The sequence below is a fragment of the Gulosibacter hominis genome, from assembly GCF_904842695.1.
Lineage (GTDB): Bacteria > Actinomycetota > Actinomycetes > Actinomycetales > Microbacteriaceae > Gulosibacter > Gulosibacter hominis.
This window is the reverse complement of record NZ_CAJGWQ010000005.1, coordinates 26386-48295: the sequence shown is the minus strand read 5'-3', so window position 1 is coordinate 48295 and position 21910 is coordinate 26386. Positions and strand designations below refer to the sequence as shown.

Annotated in this window: 19 protein-coding genes; 6 read left to right on the top strand and 13 right to left on the bottom strand. The window is 61.3% G+C overall.

Features of this window, described 5'->3' with window-relative positions; genetic code table 11:
- Positions 1-128 precede the first annotated feature (128 nt).
- The 9 genes from JMV54_RS04910 to JMV54_RS04870 form a co-directional block, all read right to left on the bottom strand.
- Complete coding sequence (locus JMV54_RS04910; protein ID WP_201517830.1) at positions 129-1343, bottom strand: hypothetical protein; 1215 nt, start codon at positions 1341-1343, stop codon at positions 129-131.
- 199 nt (positions 1344-1542) lie between these two features.
- Complete coding sequence (locus tag JMV54_RS04905; RefSeq protein WP_201517829.1) at positions 1543-2187, bottom strand: hypothetical protein; 645 nt, start codon at positions 2185-2187, stop codon at positions 1543-1545.
- Complete coding sequence (locus JMV54_RS04900) at positions 2184-3365, bottom strand: AI-2E family transporter (protein WP_201517828.1); 1182 nt, start codon at positions 3363-3365, stop codon at positions 2184-2186. Before JMV54_RS04900 ends, JMV54_RS04905 begins: the two co-directional genes overlap by 4 nt.
- A gap of 67 nt (positions 3366-3432) precedes the next feature.
- The gene (gene dnaB / locus JMV54_RS04895) at positions 3433-4851 is read right to left on the bottom strand and encodes a replicative DNA helicase (protein ID WP_201517827.1); all 1419 of its coding nucleotides are present in this window, start codon (positions 4849-4851) and stop codon (positions 3433-3435) included.
- A 383-nt stretch (positions 4852-5234) separates the two neighbouring features.
- Positions 5235-5687 (bottom strand): 50S ribosomal protein L9, encoded by a 453-nt coding sequence (rplI, locus tag JMV54_RS04890; protein ID WP_201517826.1) that lies wholly within the window; start codon positions 5685-5687, stop codon positions 5235-5237.
- A gap of 18 nt (positions 5688-5705) precedes the next feature.
- Positions 5706-5963, bottom strand: coding sequence for a 30S ribosomal protein S18 (gene rpsR / locus JMV54_RS04885; RefSeq protein ID WP_201517825.1), 258 nt, complete (start codon positions 5961-5963; stop codon positions 5706-5708).
- Between the two features lie 90 nt (positions 5964-6053).
- The gene (locus JMV54_RS04880; RefSeq protein ID WP_201517824.1) at positions 6054-6593 is read right to left on the bottom strand and encodes a single-stranded DNA-binding protein; all 540 of its coding nucleotides are present in this window, start codon (positions 6591-6593) and stop codon (positions 6054-6056) included.
- Between the two features lie 48 nt (positions 6594-6641).
- Positions 6642-6986 (bottom strand): 30S ribosomal protein S6, encoded by a 345-nt coding sequence (gene rpsF, locus JMV54_RS04875; RefSeq protein WP_269141177.1) that lies wholly within the window; start codon positions 6984-6986, stop codon positions 6642-6644.
- Between the two features lie 168 nt (positions 6987-7154).
- Complete coding sequence (locus JMV54_RS04870) at positions 7155-8471, bottom strand: ABC transporter substrate-binding protein (RefSeq protein WP_201517823.1); 1317 nt, start codon at positions 8469-8471, stop codon at positions 7155-7157.
- Positions 8472-8758: 287 nt separating this feature from the next.
- On the opposite strand from JMV54_RS04870, the gene JMV54_RS04865 reads away from it, so the two are divergent.
- The 3 genes from JMV54_RS04865 to JMV54_RS04855 all read left to right on the top strand — a co-directional run bounded on the left by JMV54_RS04865 (position 8759) and on the right by JMV54_RS04855 (position 11154).
- Positions 8759-9520, top strand: a complete 762-nt coding sequence (locus tag JMV54_RS04865; protein ID WP_201517822.1) for an SDR family NAD(P)-dependent oxidoreductase — start codon at positions 8759-8761, stop codon at positions 9518-9520.
- A 137-nt stretch (positions 9521-9657) separates the two neighbouring features.
- Positions 9658-9909, top strand: coding sequence for a type IIL restriction-modification enzyme MmeI (locus tag JMV54_RS04860; protein WP_201517821.1), 252 nt, complete (start codon positions 9658-9660; stop codon positions 9907-9909).
- 225 nt (positions 9910-10134) lie between these two features.
- Positions 10135-11154 (top strand): 3'-5' exonuclease, encoded by a 1020-nt coding sequence (locus tag JMV54_RS04855; protein WP_201517820.1) that lies wholly within the window; start codon positions 10135-10137, stop codon positions 11152-11154.
- A 449-nt stretch (positions 11155-11603) separates the two neighbouring features.
- On the opposite strand, the gene JMV54_RS04850 is transcribed toward JMV54_RS04855, so the two are convergent.
- Entirely contained in the window at positions 11604-13049 is a 1446-nt protein-coding gene (locus JMV54_RS04850; protein ID WP_230972820.1) for an ATP-binding protein, read from the bottom strand.
- A gap of 422 nt (positions 13050-13471) precedes the next feature.
- Here JMV54_RS04850 and JMV54_RS04845 point away from each other — a divergent pair, with 422 nt between their 5' ends.
- A complete protein-coding gene (locus tag JMV54_RS04845; protein WP_201517819.1) occupies positions 13472-15943 on the top strand; it encodes an LPXTG cell wall anchor domain-containing protein in 2472 nt (823 codons plus the stop codon).
- Positions 15944-16081: 138 nt separating this feature from the next.
- A complete protein-coding gene (locus JMV54_RS04840; protein WP_201517818.1) occupies positions 16082-16285 on the top strand; it encodes a glycine zipper domain-containing protein in 204 nt (67 codons plus the stop codon).
- Positions 16286-16404: 119 nt separating this feature from the next.
- Here the strand turns inward: JMV54_RS04840 and JMV54_RS04835 are convergent, their stop codons facing one another.
- The 3 genes from JMV54_RS04835 to JMV54_RS04825 are packed head-to-tail and all read right to left on the bottom strand — an operon-like array spanning position 16405 to position 19577.
- Positions 16405-17259, bottom strand: coding sequence for a carbohydrate ABC transporter permease (locus JMV54_RS04835; RefSeq protein ID WP_201517817.1), 855 nt, complete (start codon positions 17257-17259; stop codon positions 16405-16407).
- Positions 17249-18169, bottom strand: coding sequence for a carbohydrate ABC transporter permease (locus JMV54_RS04830; RefSeq protein ID WP_201517816.1), 921 nt, complete (start codon positions 18167-18169; stop codon positions 17249-17251). Before JMV54_RS04830 ends, JMV54_RS04835 begins: the two co-directional genes overlap by 11 nt.
- Positions 18150-19577 carry a CCA tRNA nucleotidyltransferase gene (locus JMV54_RS04825; protein WP_201517815.1) on the bottom strand — a complete coding sequence of 476 codons (1428 nt, stop codon included), beginning with the start codon at positions 19575-19577 and terminating at the stop codon, positions 18150-18152. Before JMV54_RS04825 ends, JMV54_RS04830 begins: the two co-directional genes overlap by 20 nt.
- A 96-nt stretch (positions 19578-19673) precedes the next feature.
- Between JMV54_RS04825 and JMV54_RS04820 the strand changes: the two genes are divergently transcribed.
- Positions 19674-21899 (top strand): DUF6049 family protein, encoded by a 2226-nt coding sequence (locus JMV54_RS04820; RefSeq protein WP_201517814.1) that lies wholly within the window; start codon positions 19674-19676, stop codon positions 21897-21899.
- The last annotated feature ends 11 nt before the right edge of the window (positions 21900-21910 follow it).

Sequence of the window (21910 nt, the reverse complement as noted above, 5' to 3'; positions counted from 1 at the left end):
GCGACCCTACCGGCCCCGCCTTACCGCGAGGGTGAAATCTCCCCAGTCGGCGGCAAATGTCATTCGCAAGAACGAAAGGGCCCACGGCTTGAAACCGTGGGCCCTCGACGTTTTTGTCGAGCGAAGATCTACTCCTCGGTGAGGGTGAACTCAACGTCGTTCTTGATGAAGTCTTCGAACTCACCCTTCGAGAACGAGGCGTCTGACGAGCTGCTGCCACCGCCGTAGGCGCTCATGTCAGCGCAACCAGCCATGAACATCAGCCCGTCTTCCGAGTCTTGGAACACGTGCATGGCAACCCACATCTCGCCCTTGAACTGGGCAGAGTCGCCCTTGATGTTAGCGAGCTGGAATTCGACATCGATACCCTCGGTGTCTTTCAGGGTGATGGTGCCCTCGGTCGAGATTTCCATGCCATCGGGCATACCCTCGCCTTTGAGCTGATCCTGGATCGCCTCGTCCATCGACTTGTCGTCGAGTGCGCTCACGTCAATGGTCGAGAACTTGCCCCCTACGTAGCACGACATGTCGCTATTCGAGGCGCTGAAGCTCGAGTCAGTGCTGTAGCCACCGTCGTCATAGTCGCCGTTGTACTTGATTGTCACATCGGCAATACCGGTCTTGGAATCGACACCGTACTTGCCGCCACCGCCGCCGAACAGGGCCATGGCACCGAACACACCGCCGACGATGAGGGCAACCGCAACAACTGCGACGACGATCCACACCACCGGGTTGGTCTTCTTCTTGCCGCCCTGCTGGGGCTGCTGCCCGTAGCCGCCCTGCTGGCCGTAGCCGCCGTAGTTTTGCTGCTGCGCGTAGGCACCGTAGCCGGCCTGCGCATCCTGACCCTGCTGACCGTACGAGCCATAACCCTGCTGGCTCTGCTGGCCCTGCTGGCCATACGAGCCATAGCCGCTCTGGCCCTGCTGACCCTGGTTGTTCTGCTGGCCGTACGACCCGCCGTAGCCCTGCTGGGCCTGCTGGCCGCTCTGGTCACCGTAGCCACCGTAGCTCTGGCTGCTCTGCTGGCCCTGCTGACCACCCTGGTCACCGTACGAGCCATAACCGGGCTGCGCATCCTGGCCACCCTGCTGGCCGTACGAGCCGTAGCCGCTCTGGCCCTGCTGGCCACCCTGGTCACCGTACGAACCATAACCGGGCTGCGCATCCTGGCCCTGCTGTCCGTACGAGCCATAACCCTGCTGGTTGTAGTTCGACTGCGACTGGTAGCCCTGGTAGCCCGGAGTCGAAGCGCCGTATCCGCTGTTCGACTGGTCGCCGCCGTAGGGCTGGTTCTGGTTCTGCTGTCCGTCGCCGGTGGGCGGGAACTGGTTCGACATTCCTTCTCCTCTGCGTCGAGCCGCTTTTCGCTGACATGAACGGCGTCGTCGTGAACGGTGCCGTCATTGCTGACTGCGTCAAGTGTCGCCTTAACTGGTGTGACGTTACCCGACAAATGTGTCATCTGCGTGACTAGCGGGTGTATCGCGGCAATTTTTTGGAAATATCCCTCGCTTGCCGTATTTCTCGGCCGCCCAGCTAGGGAGTCGGGTAGATGCGCACGAGCACATCGGTGAGCAGCTCGCTCATCCCCTCGAGCGAGGCATCCTCTTCATCGGCACACAGCAGGGTGAGCAGCACATAGTCGCCCGAACCAGCAAACACCCGTGCGGCAGTGGCCGTGTACACCCCGTCCTGATATCCCTGCGGGAAATAGAGCAGCTCGGCGGTGGTGTGATCGGCGTCGATAACCACCTGCGTGCTGCCTTCGGCCTGCGATTTCAGGCCGCCCACCCGCATCACCTCGGCGGTCGCATCCGCATCGCTATCGAATCGGTCGAGGTCGATACTGCTGCCGGCTACCGCACCTACCTGCCAGGTGAAGGCGCACACATCCTCGCCATTGGCGGCGAGGCTCGCGTATTGCGGCCCCTGCCCGGTTTCGGGATCTGCCGCCACGACGTGCTGCCAGGTGTCAGAGCTGGGATCAAACCGCACCCGCGGGCTCGAACTGAGCGCGATGCGCTGTTCGATCCGCAGATCGGGTTCGAGTCGTTGAAATCCGAGCCAGAACGCCAGCGCCACGGTCAATAAGAACACCACCGTGCCGATCACGGTGATGACCGGCACGTTGTGCGGATTTTCTTTGGGTCGCGGGATGCGCGCGAACAGGTCGCCGATCACGCGGTTTCGTCTCGTTCGGGGGTTTCGGGATGCGATTTACTCGCATCGGTTGCCGGGCCGGCCGCGGCGACCGCATCCGCCGAATCGGCGCCGTTATCGGCGCTGTCGTCATCGTCATCGAGCTTTGGTTTTGAGTCGAGCAGCAGCCCGATCCACTGCTTATCGGGGTCGGCGTCGATGAGCACGGCCTTCACAAATAGCGTCGCCGGCAGCGCCAGCAGCGCGCCCACCGGCCCCAGCGCAAACGCCCACACGAGCAGCGAAATGAACGACACCGTCGGGGTCACACCCACCGCATCCCCGGCAACCTTCGGTTGAATGAGCGATTGCAGCACGAAGTTGATGAGCGACCAGACCACGATCACCAGCAGCGCACTCATCGGGCCGTTCGCGAGCAGCGCCATCAGCGCCGGCGGAACCAGACCGATTACGAACCCGATATTGGGGATGTAGTTGGTCAAAAACGAGAACACGCCCCACACGAGCGCCAGTGGCACCTGCATGAATTCGAGTGCGATCACATCCAGCACCGCCACGATCACACCGAAGAGCGTTGTCACCACCCAGTACCGGCTCACTCCGCGCGAGAAGGTGTCGAGGGCACTACCGGCGTTGGGGCGCACCCGACGAATGGCACGCATCCGTGGTTCAAAGCTGATGGCGTCGAAGAAGATGAAAAAGATGACCACCAGCAGCGTGGTGAGTAGCGCCGCGACCCCGCCAATATTCGATGCCAGCCCCTGCAGCATCCCCACAATCGCGCTCGGTGAGAACGCCTGCTGGGCCTGCCGCAAAATTTCATCCTGGGTGATGCCGAAGGTGCCCAGCCACTCGATGAGCGAGCTGTAGAGGGCACCGAATTGGGCGGAGTATTTCGGCAGCTCTTGGATAAGCACCGCCACCGACCAGATCATCAGTGCCACGAACGCGATCAGCAGCACATACACCGTTAGCGCACCGATGATGCCGGCCAGGATGCGCGGCAATCCGCGGCGAATCAGCCAGTGCATCAGTGGGGCTACGGCGAGCACGAGGTTGAGGCCCAAAAACACCGGGGTGACAAATGACGCCACCTGCTGCAGCGCCACCAGTCCGATGACTGCGAGTACGAAAGCGGCGAGGATGTAGAACGCGCGAGGATGCCGCTGGGTTACGGTTTCGCTCGTCGCTGCACTCATGTTTACCCTTCCGCGCGTCACTGCATCCGGGTGGTTGTGGTCATGCCGGATGCTCACCCTGCGAATTCTACGCGGGCGGTGGTGCGAATCCACCGCTGGCGGGTGGCTGCTGGCCGGGTGCGTAGTCGACGAATCGTGAGAGGTGGCCCTGGAAGAGCACGGTGACCGTATCGGTGGGGCCGTTACGGTGTTTGGCGACGATGATGTCGGCCTCGTAGGCGCGCGGGTGATCTTTGTCGTAGGCGCCTTCGCGGTGCAGTAGGACGACCATGTCGGCATCCTGCTCAAGCGAACCCGACTCGCGCAGGTCGCTGACGGCGGGTTTTTTGTCGGCGCGCTGTTCGGAGTTTCGGTTGAGCTGCGACAGCGCGATAACCGGCACTTCGAGTTCTTTGGCGAGCAGTTTGAGGGCGCGCGAAAACTCGGAAACCTCTTGCTGTCGCGATTCAACGCGCTTACCCGAGGTCATCAGCTGCAGGTAGTCGATCACCACGAGTTTGAGGCCGACCTTTTGCTTGAGTCGGCGGCATTTGGCGCGGATTTCGACGAGCGTCATATTGGGTGAGTCGTCGATGTACAGCGGTGCATCCACGATTTGTCCCTGAGTGCGGGCGATGTTTTGCCAGTCTTCGTCGGTGACTTTGCCGGTGCGCAGCGATTGCAGTTTCACGCTGGCTTCGGCCGACAGCAGACGCATGGCGATTTCGGCGCGGCTCATTTCGAGCGAGAAGAAGATCGTTGGCAGCTGGTTGTGCACTGCGGCTGAGCGGGCGAGGTCGAGCGCGAAGGTCGATTTACCCAGACCGGGCCGGGCGGCGATGATGATCAGCTGGCCGGCGTGCAACCCGTTGGTGAGCGCGTCGAGGTCGCGGAATCCGGTGGGCACGCCGGTGAGTTCGCCGCCGCGGTTTTGGGCGGCTTCGATTTCGTGTTGGGCGTCGCCGAGGGCGATGCTCAGCGGCACATAGTCTTCGGTTTCGACGCCGCCGGTGACGCCGTAGATTTCGGCCTGGGCCTGGTTGACGAGTTCAACCACTTCGCCTTCGGCGCCGTAGCCCATTTGCACGATGCGGGTGCCGGCTTCGACGAGGCGTCGCAGCACGGCGCGTTCGGCGACGATGCTGGCGTAGTAGCCGGCGTTGGCGGCGGTGGGCACGATGCCGGCGAGGGTGTGTAGGTATTCGGCGCCGCCGGCGCGCTGCAGGTCGCCGGTTTTGGTGAGCTGGTCGGTTACGGCGATGACGTCGGTGGGTTCGCCGGCCGCGTAGAGGGTTTGGACGGCGTCGAAGATGATTTCGTGCTTGGGCACATAGAAGTCGACGCCGCGGACGCTTTCGACCACATCGGCGACCGCATCCTTTGACAGCAGCATTCCGCCCAGTGCCGATTGTTCGGCGAGCAGGTCGTGCGGCGGAGTGCGGACACTGTCGTGGTCGTCGCGCGAGCCATTGTCGCCGGTGTGGGTGTTGAAGTCTGTGAGCGTCATTTTGGGGTTGAACCGTTCTTGTGCACTGAGCGAACCTTACGATGATTTCCGCGATTCCACGAGTCAGCCTGTGGATAACTTGTGGAGGAAATGCCAACAACTTGCGGCATCAATGTGGATAACCTTCGCGGGCCTGTGGATGCATCCTGAATACTCATCAAAATATCCCGCTTGACCTGGGATTATTTTAACTTATGAGCCAACCTAAACTACCTGAAGTTGAGCTTGAAGGTTGGCCTTTGCGACCGCGCAAAAAATTTTTTGGGGATTTTTCCCACAGCCGTATTGACAGTTATCCACAGATCTGCAACACAAACGGTGCGGGTCGCATCCCCCATATCAGGATGCGGCCCGCACCGTTTTTGATGCGCGCGGCGATCAGGCTAGCGAGCCTGGATCACCTGCAGTTTCGTCTTGGCCTCGATGTCGTTACCGAGCTTCACGATGATGAAGTGGTCGCCGAGGGTCTTCACCGGAGCCGGGAAGATCACCTTGCGCTTGTCGATGGTACCGATGCCCTGCTCGGCAACGGCGTCAGCGACGTCGGCGGGACGAACCGAGCCGAACAGACGGCCGTCGGCGCCAGCCTTGACGTAGACCTTGACGATCGCGGCTTCGAGCGAAGCCTTGAGTGCCTTGGCCTCTTCAACGGTCTTGAGCTCGCGGGCCTCGCGTGCCTTGCGCAGCGCGGCAACCTGCAGCTCGCCGCCGCTGGTCCAGTGCACGGCGTAGCCCTGCGGAACCAGGTAGTTGCGGGCGTAGCCGTTCTTGACCTCGACAACGTCGCCGGCCTCGCCGAGACCGTTCACTTCGTGAGTGAGGATAACCTTTGCCATTTTTGTATCCCCTTTCGCTTAGCGGCCCGAGCCGGCGTAGGGAAGCAGTGCCATTTCGCGAGCGTTCTTCACTGCGCGAGCAATGAGACGCTGCTCCTGAACCGAGACGCCGGTGATGCGGCGTGCGCGGATCTTGCCACGTTCCGAGATGAACTTACGGAGGGTTGCGACGTCCTTGTAGTCAATGACGCCAACCTTGATGTGCTTTGCGGGTGCGACGGGCTTAGCCTTGGCGCCGCGACCCTTGCGGCGGTCGCCGCTTGACTTTCCAGCCATGGTTGCGAATTCCTTTACTGAGTTTCTCTCACGCTCACCGCATCCGTTCGTGGATGCGCGTGATGCGCTGCATAGGTGAACGAGCTCGACCTAGAACGGTGGCTCGTCGGTGAATCCATCCGACATTGGCGCGGCCCAGCCGCCCTGCGACTGGCCACCCTGCTGCGGCCGTGAGTTGCCCCACGGTTCTTCCGCCTGCGGAGCCTGCTGCTGAGGGGGCGACTGCATCTGACGCTGCTGTCCGCCGCCGTAGTTGCCGCCGCCGCTGGTCGATTTGGTGACCTGTGCGGTGGCGTAACGCAGCGAGGGGCCGATCTCGTCGATATCAAGCTCGAAGGTCGTGCGCTTTTCACCCTCGCGGGTTTCGTACGAACGCTGCTTGAGTCGACCCTGTGCGATCACTCGCATACCGCGAGTCATCGACGAAGCGACGTGTTCAGCGAACTCGCGCCATACGGATGCGCGGAGGAACAGTGCTTCGCCGTCTTTCCATTCACCCGACTGGCGGTCGTACACCCGCGGTGTTGAGGCAATGGTGAAGTTGGCCACTGCCACGCCATTGGGTGTGTAGCGCAGTTCGGGGTCGGCGGTGAGGTTTCCCACCACGGTGATGATCGTGTCGCCTGCCATGTTGACTCCCTGATGTCGTCTGGATGCTGCTACAGCTGACGGTAGCGGCTACGCCTCGGTGGCAGCTGCGTCGGCTTCAGCCTTGGCGGCCTTGAGCCGAGCGACAGCCTCTTCGGCACGCAGCACCTTGGTGCGCATGACGGCTTCCGAGAGCTTGAGCTGACGGTCGAGCTCGAGAGCTGCGTCGGGGGTCGAGGTGAAGTTGACGACGGCGTAGATGCCCTCGCTCTTCTTGTTGATTTCGTAGGCCAGCTTGCGGCGGCCCCAGATGTCGGTGTTCTCAATCGACCCACCGCTAGTGCGGATCACATTGAGGAACTTGTCGAGGCTCGGTGCGACGGTGCGCTCGTCGATGTCGGGATCGAGGATCACCATGAGCTCATACTGATGCACGAGTAACCCACCTCCTTTGGTCTTGAACGGCTGCAGACGGTCTGCAGCAGGAGGGTTGTTGCATCGCTGCCACGGCACGGATGTGACGGGGCAACCTGTCGAGCGTAACAGTTGCTACGCCCGACACGCCACCTATTTATTGGTTGTTATTGCGAAACGGGATGCGGTCTACGCGACCTTGTCGGCCGCATCCTGTGCTTTTTGTAGCCCTTCTTTCACGGGAGTCTTGCCAAGGAAAACTTCCTTGAGCGGCGGGGTGAAGGCTTCAGCCTGGGCGCCGTAGTTTTTACCGATTACCGGCGGGAAGGGTTCGCGGCCTTCGAGCACGGTGAAGAAGGGGCTGGTGTCGATGCCCTGTTCTTGCCAGTAGGCGTCGTAGTCGGCGCGAGCGTCGGTCACTGCGGGGATCGCGGCGCCCGAATCGGCGATGTATTTGGCACCTTCGGCCGAGCCGAGCCATTCGAGCAGTTTTTGCTGCGCTTCGGGGTATTTGGTGTTGGTGTTTCCGGCCACGATCACCGCGGGTGCGGTGGTTCCCTTACCAGCGGGGCCAGCGGGGATTTCGGCGGTCTGCCACTCGAAGTCGGCGTTGTCGTTGACCTGCGCGAGGTTGTAGGTGCCCGACTGGAATACGGCGAGCTTGCCCTGCAGGAACAGTTCGCGGGTGTAGTCGCCGTCGTCGTTGGTCGATTCGGCGGGCGGGGCTACGTGGTACTTGTTGATGAGGTCAACGATGTACTGGTAGGCCTCGACGGTTTTAGGGTCGGTGAAGGTGAGCTTGCTGCCATCTTCGTTCTGGTAGGTGCCGCCGTTTGAGGCGATGTAGTTGAGCTGGATGTTTTGCAGCTCGAGTGCGGCGCTGTAGCCGTAGGTTTTGACTCGCTTCGGGTCGAAGTCGGGCGAGGCGGCGTTGTTGCCGTTTTCGTCGATGGTGAGTTTTTGCAGCAGCGGCAGCAGGGTGTCTTTTTCGGGGACGGGGCTCCAGGCCGCATCCGAGAGTTCTTCGGCGGTGACGCCTGCTTCGGCGAGCAGTTCGCTGTTGAGGTAGAGGCCGGTGCCGCCGTCGGTGAGCTGCGGCACGCCGTAGAGCGCATCCTCGTAGAGGTACTGCTGCACGGCCGATTCGGCCCAGCCTTCGCGGGCGTCTTTGCCGAGGGCGTCGTCGATGTTCACGAGCGATCCGACCGCGGCATAGTCTTCGAAGTAGGCGCCGTTGAGCCAGAACAGGTCGTCGCCGCCGCCCGAGCCGACTTCGCTGCGGAGGGTGGTGAAGTAGTCGCTCCACGGCACGACGTTGAGTTCGACGTCGATGCCGGGGTTGGCATCTTCGAATGCGGCGATCGACTCTTCGTAGACGTCGGCGACTTTTTCGTCCCACAGGCGCAGGGTGATTTTGGCTTCATCGCCACCCGCGCTCGTGCAGCCGGCGAGAGCCAGCGCTGCGGCGCCGGCAACCAGGGCTGCGGTGATTTTTCGAATGTTCATGGCAACTGCCTCCAAGTGGGTGGTACACCGCTGTTTGTGACGCCGTCTTGGCCGCGAAACGCGGAGCATGAATAATCATGTTGCGCCTACAACTTATGATGGCGCATGGATTTTCGTCCATTGTGGCACCTTTCGGTACCGAGCGCGCAGATGCATCCGTTCGCATGTAGTTCGGCGTCATATTTCTCGGATGCAGCCCGCGCTCGCGGGCATAAATCCCAGCCACTTTTCGGGTGCCAAAACTAGGGTTCGGGGCGACAGGCCATACAACTCAAGGGGGAACGAAGATGTTTGGACAAGAGCTCAAAGACCGCGTCGCACTCGTCACCGGCGGTGGCTCGGGTATCGGCGAGGCAACGTGCAAGCTGCTCGCCGAGTACGGCGTGAAGGTGGTGGTGTCGGATATCAACAAGGAGGGTGCCGAGCGCGTTGCCGGTGAAATTGAGGCGGCCGGCGGTACCGCAATTGCTGTTGCGGGCGACACCTCGTCGAAGGAAGACAACGAGCGCATGGTGCAGGCGGCGGTTGAGACCTTCGGGCAGCTCAACTATGCCGTGAACAACGCGGGTATCGGTGGTCCGCAGGCACCCGCCGGTGAGACCGACCTCGAGGCGTGGGACAAGGTCATCGGCATCAACCTCAACGGTGTGCTGTACGGCATGCGCTACCAGATTCCAGAGATGCTGAAGGCGGGCGCCGACAAGTCGGCGATCGTCAACATGGCTTCGATCCACGGCACGGTGGCAGCCCTCGGCAATGGTGCGTACACCGCCGCTAAGCACGGCGTTGTTGGGATTACGAAAAATGCCGCAGCCGAGTATGGCCCCGAGGGTCTGCGCATCAACGCGGTGGGCCCCGCCTATATCGAGACCCCGCTGCTGCAGAACCTGCCGCCCGAGGCTTTTGATGTGCTGAAGGCCAAGCACCCGCTGGGTCGTCTCGGCCAACCCGATGAGGTTGCGACACTCGTGGTGTTTTTGCTGTCGGACTACGCGTCGTTCATCACGGGTAGCTACCACCTGGTCGACGGTGGTTACACCACGGTTTAAGCGGATGCGCGACGTGCAGCTGAGCGTCTGCACGGGCTGAACATAAGCGGCAGCCACCGCCCTGGCCATGCCTCACGCATGGCGGCGGTGGCTGCCGCTTACTTGACGACACCGACTGGTCGGAGGTTTCACCGACGGTGTTTGGTGGTGTGTTTGAGTCGACGCTGAACCCTGAAACTCGCCGCTCGGGTGGGATGCACTACACCTCGCCCGAGAACATTCACAAGGTTATCGATCCGCTTTTTCTTCACGAGCTCACCGCCGAGCTTGAGTCGATTGTGGGCAACACCGCGCAGAGCGCGGGTAACCAGGCCAAGGCGCTACGCCGCTTCCACGTCAAGATCGCGTCGCTGATGTTTTTCGAAACTTTCATGCCACGCTGGATATAAACACACTCCAATCTGGGTTTGGCAGCGTAATTGGTTCAGTTTGGCAACTATCATCTGGGAGGTACCGTACGCATGGGTCTGCTTAATTGGCTTCGTGATGTGCTTTTATCGAAGCAGGGCGCTCCCAAGCGATGCGGGCAGCGGCCCGTCGGAGCATCCTTTTCGTCGAGGTCCGATTTCCTCACCTCAAACTACGCATCGAACGTGAACCCAGATGGCAGGTTCATGCCACAGTACAACGGTCGCGACATCTGCGACTGGGTGACTGATGTCACAGCGCTTAAGAAATCTGACGACCTGCCGCGAGCGCGAGAGATCGCTCGTGGGTGTATGGAAGCGATGATTGCTGCTGCACTCCAGAACCCGGCGAACGTCATGGAGTTTTACGTCGTACAGCTTGTGATCATTCAACACAAGCAGAAGGACTACTCTGGCGAGGTCGAGACGATTGAGCGCTGGCTGGGGTTGGAGCTGACTCCTCCCCGCGACGACTACCGTTTGAACTTGCAGAAGCGCCTGGCGAAGGCACACGAGCTTCTCGCGAAGCAGCGTGGAGAAGACCCGGGCAACTATCACACGCTGTGGAAACACTTTGTTGAGCTTGAGAAAGCCATGAAGGCTGAGCGGCAAGGAGCTTCTCTGGCATCTTCGACTGGCAAGTCGGCCGCTGCGGGTGAGACTGCCTACGCTCGATCCCGCAGGGTTACACCATGGGCGGCACCGGACGAAATTCTCTCCAGCCCCTCCTTCGTGGCCGTCGATTTTGAGACCGCGAATAGGCGAGGAGGGGTTTCAGCCTGTCAGATCGCGCTCGTGCGGATTGATAGCGGGCAAGTTGTCGACAGAGCTTGCACGTACATCAAGCCGCCACCGGGCTTCGACAAATTTGAATTCACCTCCAAGCATGGAATCTCAGCGCGTGACGTTGCAAATGCTCCGCTTTGGCCGGAAATCGCTGCTTGGGTTGCCGCATTCCACGGCGGTCTTCCCGTATACGCGCATAACGCTCCATTCGATGCTGGGGTATGGAGTGACCTGGATTCCTACTTCGGCACCCAGACGTTCCCCGAAATCTTCTTCTGCTCGTATCGGACAGCGCAGCGAATTGTCCCAGGCCTGGAAAACTACAAATTGCCCACCGTAACAAGCGCTCTGGTGCCAGAGTTCAAGCTCAATCACCACCGAGCGGATTCTGACGCTGAAGCCTGTGCCCTGGTGGTTGCAGCACTTCAAAATCTACGGTGACACAAATGCCCTCGAGGAAGGCAATGCAGCTGTGGCGGTAGCGCGCCTGCCGCTGGAAACGTTTAAGTAAGGACTGAGGATGAACCGGTCGATTTCCAGTCCGGCGGTCGCTTGCTGGTAGTAGCAGTATGCCGCGAGCCGGTTTTAATCGTCTTGGATCTTCGGAAGCATCTCGACTCCCTAGGCAAAAAGTGACTGGTGCTGGCGTGGGCGACATTGAGGTAGCCTCGCGCCGTCTTAGTCGTAGACGATCGTTGCGCGCGATCAGGTCGTCGAATTGTTTGGCTACTTGCCCGATCTGTGTGACGAAGTCGGCGGCTTCCACAACACTTTATCGGGCAGTGGTTTTTTAACTTCCCACTTAACTTCCCACTCAACATAACACTGTGGGAAGTTGAGTGGGAAGCTCGTGGGAAGCTCATCAGCGCTGGGATTGTTCTGCTGAGTGGCTAGGGTTTGATGCGATAGCGCTGCCGAGGGCTTCGCAGCGGCTCAGTGCGCTCGGCGACACCCTCGGCTATAAGTTCATTCACCGCTTTTTGCACAGCTGTGCGGCTCAGCTTTGTGCTCTTGACGAGCTCAGTTGTCGAGGCAGACGCCTGCGCTTTCAACGCGGTGAGCACCTGGTCAAAGGCACTTGCATAGCGTTCTTTTTCTGCCACTCTTCGCCGGTGAAAAATTATGGTGAAGCTGTCTAGCCGGTTGATGTACTCGGGTGGCGGCATGAGCGCATCCGCGAGCGAACGTTGAATGACTGCGATGCCCGTGCCCCTGTTCTCAGCCACAACACCCTCTGCGCCCCCATCGGCGTGAAACTTCACATCTTCGAGAAACGAAGACAGGCGCTGGTTTCTGGTTGAACTCACTCCGGGCTTGCCGAGGTTTCTTACAGTGACACCGCCATACAGCCCACCCGGGCTGGTGATTTCGAGGCGATCAACGAACATGTTGATTTGCACCTGGCTACCCTGCGCGTGCGGTGAATAATCGCGGTGCATGAGGGCATTCACGAGCGCTTCGCGCACTGCCACAGGCGGATAGTCCGGCAAATCCGAGCGGTACTTTTCGCCGATGAGGGTGGCAGTGCGCATGTTGTTTTTGACGACTTCGATTCCTTCATCAACGAGCTCCGGGATGGTGCCGGTGAGGGTTTTGCTGTCGAGAAGTCGAATTCCCTCAGTAACCGATCCCTTCGTCGTACCCGGGAAGTTGGCAAATGTCACCGCGAGGCGCGGGAAAAACTCCTGCGGATACTCTCCCATGACAAGCAACGACGCCAGAGTTGGGTGTCCATCCTTAAGGATGCGCAGACGCTTCATTGCTGTTTCGGCGCCGTCATTGAAAGTTTTAGGACGACGTTTGCGCTGCACAGCCAGGTAAGCATCCAGAGTGTCTGAATGCAGGTCTTCAAGTCGTGCTTCTGCCACCGACTGCTCGTCCCATTTGGGTTGGGAGCGCTCCTCAACGAGCCGGTCAACCTCGTATTGCGCAAGCCGGATGTCACCATCGCCAACCCGGATATAGCTACCGCCATATTTCCCCTGGTCAGTTACGTAGCAAGGCTTGTCTTCGGAGGTCATCTCAGTGACTTCCGCTACAACAACTAAGGAGTCTTCAAAGGAAACCGTGTCGATACGTGGGCGCACCGGGGGCGTGGTCTGGGCGCATCGAGTTTCTAGCGCATCCTGACCTTTTGCGGCATCGAAGCCATCCACGGGCAAGAAGCCGTTTGACTCGTCAAGCCCCACGATGATGGTGCCGCCGTTGGCATTCGCGAATGCGCTGAGGGTTTCGCGAATTGATTTGCCCACATTGCTCTTGACTTCAATCGGTTGGCTATCTGTTCCCACCAGGCGCAGCGTGTGGACGATTGACTCTAAGCGTTCGGTGTCCATCGGATGCTCACTAACTTCCCACTTAACTTCCCACTCAACATAACACTTTGGGAAGTTGAGTGGGAAGCTTGTGGGAAGTTCGCGAGGAAGTGCGGCGTCAGACTCGATACCCGTCCGAGAAGATATTGCCGTTGATGTTGTCGCGGAACCAGATGTGCGATGCCGCTCGTGAAAAACTGTCGGTCATCAGCGGGATATTGGACGGGAGGGGACCCTGCACCACCGCCCGGTCTCCGACCCAGCCCCGACCCGCCGCATCCCGCGGTAAAATACCAGTACTCAGATTTATAAAAATCTGATAATTTCAAAAGTGGTTCTTCAGAATGCCTTGATTTCCGGCTTTCAGAAGATCGTCATTTGTGACACCCCGACATCTGCCCTGCAGCGTGCTGACGTTGCAAACATTTCCGAAGGGAACAGCTGTGACCATTTCCAAACGCTTCGCCGCCACCGTAGCCTCCGGCGCACTCATCGGTTGGATGACCCTCGGCGGATTCGGCACCCTCGCAATTGCCGCACCGGCCCCGAACACGCCCACCGAAGGCACGCAGCAATCTGAAATCGAGCGGCTCGAAGAACAGCTCGCCCAGGCCAAAGAGGCCCTGAAGCAGGCAGAAGAAGCATTGGCTGCAGAGGATGCAGAGGCTCCGGCAAAACTTGCCGCCGCTCAGGCTGATGTCGACGCGGCACAGGCCAACGTCGACGCCGCAACCGCGGCCCTCGAAGACGCCAACAATAAGCGCGACGAAGCAGAAGCTGCTCAGCAAGCCGCGCAGCAAGACCTCGCCGACAAAGAGTCCGCGGCCGAGCAGGCAGCAGCCGACCGCGACGCAGCCCAAAAAGCCTACGACGATGCGGTCGCCAATGCGGCCAGCGATGAAGAAATCGCTCAGCTCGCCGAAGACGTCAAGCAGAAACAAGAAGCTCTCGACGCGGCAAAATCAACCGCACAAAACGCCGCAGACAAGCTCGATGCCGCAAAGAAAGACGCGGCGGCGGCCGCGGCAACCGCTGACACCGCGCAGCAAAAACTCGATGCCGCCAACGATGCTGCCACTAAAGCCGCAGCCGCACAGGAACAGGCCGAACAGCAACGCGACGAGGCGCAGCAGGCCGTAGAGAAGGCGCGCGAGGCCGTCGCGGTAGCAACCAGCGAACGCGATGCCGCCTGCGCCGAGGCTGAAAACAACCCCAAGGTGCAGGCCGCGCAGAAAAAACTCAACGAAGCCCGCGCCTCGCAGCAGCAAAAACAAGGCGCCCTCGACACGGCGAAGCAAAACGCACAGCAGATTGTTTCCGACGAGCAGCAGGGCACCGCAGGGTTTTTCCGGTGGCTCGGTGACGAAAAGAACGACGCCGACGCCAAGCGCGCCCACAGCCTCCTGACCACCGGCAAGTACACCAGCGCTCAGGGCAAGCAGGTCGACATCAGCACCACAAAGGATGAGCACGGTGACTTTTTCGCCGAGACCAAGCTCAACAAAGATGGCGATGCCACCACTCTGAAAAACCTCAAGGCAGCTCTCCCCCACATCGACCGCGGCAATGAGCTGCGCCGTGGCGATGAAAACTTCACCGGCCGCAGCGATCTCAAAATCAACTCGCTGCTCATGGCGGGGTCACAGCTGCAAACCAACTCATCCAGCGTGGTTCGCGAACACCGCGCCCATGTAATCGGCATCGAAAACCTCGCGTGGGGGTACTCCGACCCTTACAACGGCTGGTACTACACCGAAAAGAGCCGTTACAATCAGGATCCCAAAGGCCCTAAGAAGGGAACCGGGCACTATCAGACGCTGATGATGAGCGGCTTGAAGCTGACGGGTTTTTCCGTTGTTAATACGCGCACTGAGTATGGCATCGCCCACGGTCAAGTGTTTGACGGCGGGGACCTCTTGTACGTCGACAGCAGCGCTCCGTCGTACACCACCGCGGAGTACCGCGCCCTGATCTCCGAGTACGAGCAGTACCTCGAGAACGGCAAAAAAGAGGTCGACCAGGCACAGCAGGAACTGACCGCGGCCGAAGCCGATGTCGTCGCCGCCGAAAAGGCCCTCGCGGATGCCAAGGCTGCAGCATCCGAAGCCTGCGACGCCGCCGAGGCAGATCTCAAAAAAGCTCAGGACGACCTGACTGCCGCGCAGCAGAACCTCGACAAGCAGAACCAGAACGCCGAAGCCGCGAAGCAAGCTGACGAAGCCGCAGCCGCGCAGCGTGACGAAGCCCAGAACGCACTCACCGAGGCCCAGAACGCCAAGGCTGCGGCAGACGAGGCTGTGGCAGCAGCCCAGAGCGAAGCTGATGCCGCCGACCAGACGGTGAATGAGGCACAGTCGGAGCTCGATGCCGCAGAGCAGGCGCTCGCCGAGGCCACACCCGACCTTGAAAATCTGCGCCAGGCTGCCGAAGACGTCAAGCAGAAGGCTGACGAGGCCGACGCCGCCGTAGCCGCTGCCAAGACGGCGCTCGCTGAAGCCGAGGGCGTTACCGCGGCGGCGGTGCAGGCAGTCGAGATGGCACAGCAGGCATTGACCGAAGCGCAAGACGCACTTGCTGCCGCAGAATCGGTGCGCGACGACCTCACCGCGCCCGCGCAGGCATACGAAGACGCGCTCGCCAAGGTGAAGCAGGCTGAAGCGGCGGTCGCCAAGGCGCAGGAAGCGCTCGATGACGCCAACGCACCGACCGACCCCGAAGACAACGCTCCCGAAGAGAACGCCCCTGGCGAAACCCCCAAGGGCAAGCAGGGTGGCTCGGCAGGCAAGGCCCCGCAGGGCGACGCACCGGCACTGCCGGCAACCGGTGCCGACGGCATCGTTCCGCTAATGCTCGCCGGCCTAGGTCTCGCTGCCGCGGGCACCGTGCTCGTGCGTGTGCGACGGCAGAACGGCTAGTCCACAAACCACAATGGCGGGCAGTCACCGACTGCCCGCCATCATTTTCCGCCCGCATCGCCGCCGGGTCCGCTGGCATCCAGTGGCCGCGCTCGAAGACAGCCCGCCCAAAGATGGCCCTATGCGAGACTGGAAATCATGGATGATGAAACTGCCGGTACCGATTCGCGAAAGCCCTCTGACGGCACTGGCGATGCCATGATCTACGGAATGATCGCGGGAATGCTGCTCGGCACACTCGTCGGTGTTCTCACGCACAATATTGGCTTATGGCTACCCATCGACACCTGCATGGGAACCGCCCTCGGGGCAGCTTATGGCGCAACAAAACGCTCCAAATAAACCAGGCGAGATCTGAACCGCTCCCTGTGAACCGCGATTTCAACAGCTACGCCATACCCTCATCACCTGGAGCCGCACCCGTGTAGCCGGGGTGACCATCTCCGTCGGCATCAAGATCGCTACCGAAAGCTCGTGATCCGAATCGACCGCACGATCTGCCGCTGGAAAATCACAAACATCACGATCAGCGGCAGCATCGCCGCCACCGATGCCGCCATCACCAGCGTCGTGTTGTTTTCATACTGACCCTGCAGCGACGCCGCCGCCGTGGTCAACACGTGGATGCGGTTACGGCCCACCATTAGCGGCCACATGAAGTTGTTCCAGTGCGTCACCACCGTGATTAGCAGCAGCGTCACCAGCGTCGGCCGCGATAGCGGCACCACCAGCCGGCCGAGGATGCTCCACGTGCCCGCTCCATCAATACGCATCGCATCTATCAGCTCCTGCGGAATCTGCCGAAACTGCTCGCGCAACAAAAACACCGCATACGGCGACGCGAACACAAACGGCAGCACCAGCCCCGCGAACGTGCCCACGAGCTCCACCCTCGCGAACATGAAATATAGCGGGATGACGGTCACCACCTGCGGCACCATCAGCGTCGCCAGCAGCACCCAAAACAGCAGCTCACGCCCGGGGAAACGCAGTCGCGCAAACGCGTAGGCCGCGAGCACCGAAAAAAACAGCTGCCCGGCAGCCACCACGACCACCACCGCGACCGTGGTCCAAAACGCGGCCACAAAATCAACCCGGGTATCACCCAGCGCCAAAAAGTTCGCGAAGGTGGGTGCATCCGGCACCCCCACGCCCTGCCGGTTGAATTCGCGCTTATCGGTGAACGCGGTCAACACCGCCAACACAAACGGAAACAGCGTCAGCGCGGCCGCGGTCAACAGCACCGCGTACGTGCCGAAGATCGACAGCGGATTGCGGCGGGTGCCCGGAGCCAGTTTTGTGCCCTTAACGCTCATAGGTCGTCTTCCGTGAAAAATAGGCGTTTTGAATCAGCGTGATGATGATCAGCGCCACAAACAGGATGATCGCCAGCACCGCGGCCTGGCCAATATTCGACTGCGGAACCGCCTGCGAATACACCCGCGCCGCAATCAGATCGGTGGTGCCGCCCGGCCCACCATCGGGCGAGAGCGAATACACCAGATCAAACGACTGGAACGCGGCGATCATGCCGGTGACCAGCACAAAAAACATGGTCGGTTTCAGCAGCGGCAGTTTGATGCGCCAAAAAATTTGCCGCGCATTCGCGCCATCGATGCGCGCCGCCTCAATCACCTCGTTGGGAATCGACCCGAGCCCCGCCATAAAAAACAGCGACACGTAGCCGATCTGGCTCCACGCCTGCACAAATGCCACGATCGGCAGCGCCGTCGCCTCAGATTGCAGCCACGGCACATGAATATCGAACAGGTTGTTGACCACACCGTCGTACTGAAAAATCCAGCGCCACACGATACCGAGCACCACCGGCGCACACACCCACGGCAGCACCAGCACCGTGCGAATAAACGCCGACCCCGGTAGTTCTCGCACCAGCAGCGTGGCAAGCCACAGCCCGATCGCAATCTGCGCCGGCACCACCAGTAGCACGAACAGTGCCGTCACGCCCAGCGATCGCCACACCGCCGGGTCGGTAAACGCGGTGGTCCAATTATCAAAACCAACAAGCTTCGGTTCTGAAAGCACATCCCAGCTGCTGAACGACAGCACCACCAGCACCAGCACCGGCACCAGCATGAACGCCGCCACCCCAAACAGGGTCGGCGCCACAAACGCGTACGCGGTCGCCGACTCGCGCCGCCGAAGGCGACGCGACTGCGGACGAGACCGCGGCTGTGACAGCTGCTTAGGCTTCGCCGCGCTCATGCCACCAGGCCCGCAATCGACGTTCGGCTTCTTCTGGACCCAGCGGGCCCTCATCCAGCCGCAATTCCAGCAAATAGTTGCGCGCCTCACCAACCGCACGCGACGGCTTCAAATTGAGGATGCGCATAATTTCGTCACCATCCAAATCGGGACGAATCGCGTCGAGCTCTTCCTGCTCGCGCAGCTGCGCGAGCCGATTTTCAAGATCATCAATCGCGAACTGCAAGCGATCCATCTTGCGACGGTTACGAGTGGTGATATCGGCGCGGATCAGCAACAGCAGCTGCTCAAGCTGCGGGCCGGCATCACGCGCGAAACGGCGCACCGCCGAATCAGTCCACCCAGCCTGCTCATAGTTGTAGAGCCGCATGTGCAGCTCAACCAGCCGCGACACCGCCTTGATGGTGTCGTTGTCGAAGCGCAGCTTGTCGAGGCGCTTGCGCGCCATCCGCGCACCCTTCCAATCGTGACCGTGGAAAGTGACCCGACCCCCGGCAACAAATTGCCGGGTGGCAGGCTTCCCGATATCGTGCAGCAGCGCTGCCAGCCGCAGCTGCAAATCAGCGGGCCGGCCGCGTTCGCCCTCAAGCGCAATGGCGTTTTCGAGCACCTTGATCGAATGCTCGTACACATCCTTGTGCTGGTGCGCATCGTCACGCTCCAGCTGCAGCGCCGGCAACTCCGGCAGCACCAGCTCGGCAAGCCCGGTCTCAACAAACAGCTCAATACCGGCGCGTGGCGAATCGGTCAGCAAGAGTTTGACCAGCTCATCCCGCACCCGCTCGAGCGAAATATTGTGGATGCGCGGCGCCAGATCAACCACCGCTGAAAACGCATCCCCGTCGAGATGAAAACCAAGCTGCGAAGTAAACCGCAGCGCGCGCATCATCCGCAGCGGATCATCCCCAAACGACACCTCCGCATCAATGGGGGTGCGCAGCACACCGTTCAACAGGTCATCAAACCCGCCAGTGGGATCCACCAGCTCGAGCTGCGGCAACGCCAAGGCGAGCGCATTGACGGTGAAATCACGCCGATGTAGATCCCCCGCAAGCGAATCACCAAACGACACCACCGGCTTGCGCGACTTCCCGTCATACACATCGGCGCGATAGGTGGTCACCTCAACCTGTTCACCGTGGATGCGCGCACCAATCGTGCCGAATTCACGGCCAATATCCCAGTGGGCGCTGGCGATCGGGCGGACTATTTCAATGATCTGGTCAGGTAGCGCATCGGTGGTGAAATCAAGATCGGTGACCGGCTTCCCGAGAAACGCATCCCGCACCGGCCCACCAACCAGCGCCAGATCGTGCCCGGCGTCGGCAAACGCCGCGGCGAGCGTTGCCACGGGCTCGGATGCGGCCAGGTCGCGAAGCCGAGTCATGGCTGTCTGGACGTGTTGCATCCGGTCATTCTACGAGGGACGCCTAAACTAAACGCCATGTATGACGCGCCGCTACTGCGCGCGCCACGAACCAAGTGCGGTCGGGCGCGCCCTCGAGTGGCCGTAATTCTCACCCTTTTTGTGTTGCTGGTTGCGGGCCTTCCCTGGCAGCTCGGCGCCGCCACCGCGAATGCGCTCAGCTCCGCCGCCACCGCCGCGAGCGCAACCGCTGACGACACGGCCGACGCCGACCAAACCGAGACGCCGCCCCTCGAGGCGGCGCTGCTGCTTGACCACAACGGCCGTATCGACCCCGCCAGTGGCAAGCTCACCGGCTCGGTGGTGCTGCGCAACAGCACCGAACAGCCCCTGCGCGCCGGCACCATCCACTACCAGCTGCGTCCCCAACCACTCGGCGGGATCGCTGACTACGAAACCTGGGCAAGCGGTGGCGACTCGGCACAGGAGCTCATTTCCCTGCAAAGCGCCAAATCCCCCGAAATTGCCGCCGGCGAAACAGCGACCGTGCCGTTCAGCATCGACCTCGAAACCGCAGAACTCCCCTGGGATGCTGAATCCGACACCTTCGGGGTGTACGGCATCACGGCCGACTGGCGCGCCGGCAACGAACAGGGCCAGGGCCGCGCCGCGCTCATCTACGGCAAACTCACCGGGTCGGCCATCAAACTCACCACCGTGGTGCCGGTTGTGGCGCCGATGGGTGACTCGGCACTGCTCAGCGCCTCGCAGCTCGGCAAACTCACCGGTCCCGACGGCGAACTCACCCAGCTGCTCGACGCCATCGGCAACCACCAGGTAACCCTCGCGATCGACCCGCGCCTGATCGCATCCATTCGCGCGCTCGGCACCGACGCTCCCGAAAGCGCACTCAACTGGTTAGCGGAACTCGAATCGCGTAGCCTGCCGGCCTTCCCACTTGAATTTGCGGATGCAAACCTCGCGCTCCAGGCGCACGCCGGGCTGGATGCACCACTGGCACCCAACGGCTTTCAGTTCGTGAGCGACAAACATGAGCTGCCAGAAGTCGAAGCCGACCCCGCACCGCAGCCAACCGGCACCGCGCCCGGCAACACCGACGCATCCGAAGCAACCGAAACCGAGCAGCCCAACGCTGAACAGCCCGACACTGAACATCCCGACACCGCGAAGCCGGTACCCGAGCCCGACGATGTCGCCGTCCTCACCCAGTTTTCGTACAGCAGCGACCTGCACTACCTACCCGGCCCAGGGCTCGACAACAAAACCCTCCCCACCCTGCTCGAGTGGCGAACCGGACGGTTCATGATCGACAGCGACCGACTCAGCGGCACCGACCGCTGCACCACACAGGTCAGCCTCGGCGGCCGCGAAACGATCGTTGCCAATAGCGCCGTATCCGAACAGCTCGCAACAAGCGCCAGCGCCGACACCACCCGCGCGGCCGCAGCCCGCAACGACGCCCTCGCGCAGCTCGCCCTCACCGCGGGCAGCGAACAGCCCTGCCAGCTGGTCGCCGCACTGCCGCGAGCGCACCTCAAACTGCATAACGGCTTGAGCGAACTGCTCGGCGACGCCGAAACAATCGGCGCGATCACCCCGGCACCGCTTCCCGAGTCGGCAAACGCAGGGGAACTGACTGACGCCGAGATCGACCCGCAGCCCCTCGCCGACGACACCATCGCCAAACTGCGCACCGCCATCGACAACGAACAGGCCGGGCTGAACTATGTCAGCCTCTACGACAACCCCACCGGCACCAAACAGCAGCTGCGCACCGAACTCATCCGGCTCACCTCCGCATCCTGGCACGACGACCCCGACGGGCTCAACACCGCAGCGCGCAACTACACGACGTTCGCCATCGGCGCCCGCGACGGCGCGCGCATCGTGTCGGGAGCCGAAGCGCAGCTCATCGGCCACGAACTCACCCTGCCCGTATTCATCGAAAACACCACCTCGCGCCGAGTCACCGTAAGCGTGTCACTGCGCGCTCAAACCGGGCACCTGCGCGCCGAATCACCGGCCACCGTCACCATCGAACCCCGCAGTAACGCCCGTGCCCAACTGCCCGTTACCGCCATCACCAACGGCACCACCAAAGTAGAGCTCCACCTCACCACGCCCGACGGGACGCAACTGCCGAGCTCCGCCGTGCTGCAGGTAAACATCCACGCCGAAGTCGAAACTGTGGTGCAATGGCTGCTCATCGGTGGCGCCACCGCCCTGGTAATCCTCGGCACGTTCCGCATGGTGCGCCGCCGCAGCCGCCGCGCCGGCCGCGCGCAACTGCGCGCAAAAGTGCAAGAACGGCGGCGTGGCAAACCCAGTGCAACCGACACCTAACCCGGTGACAG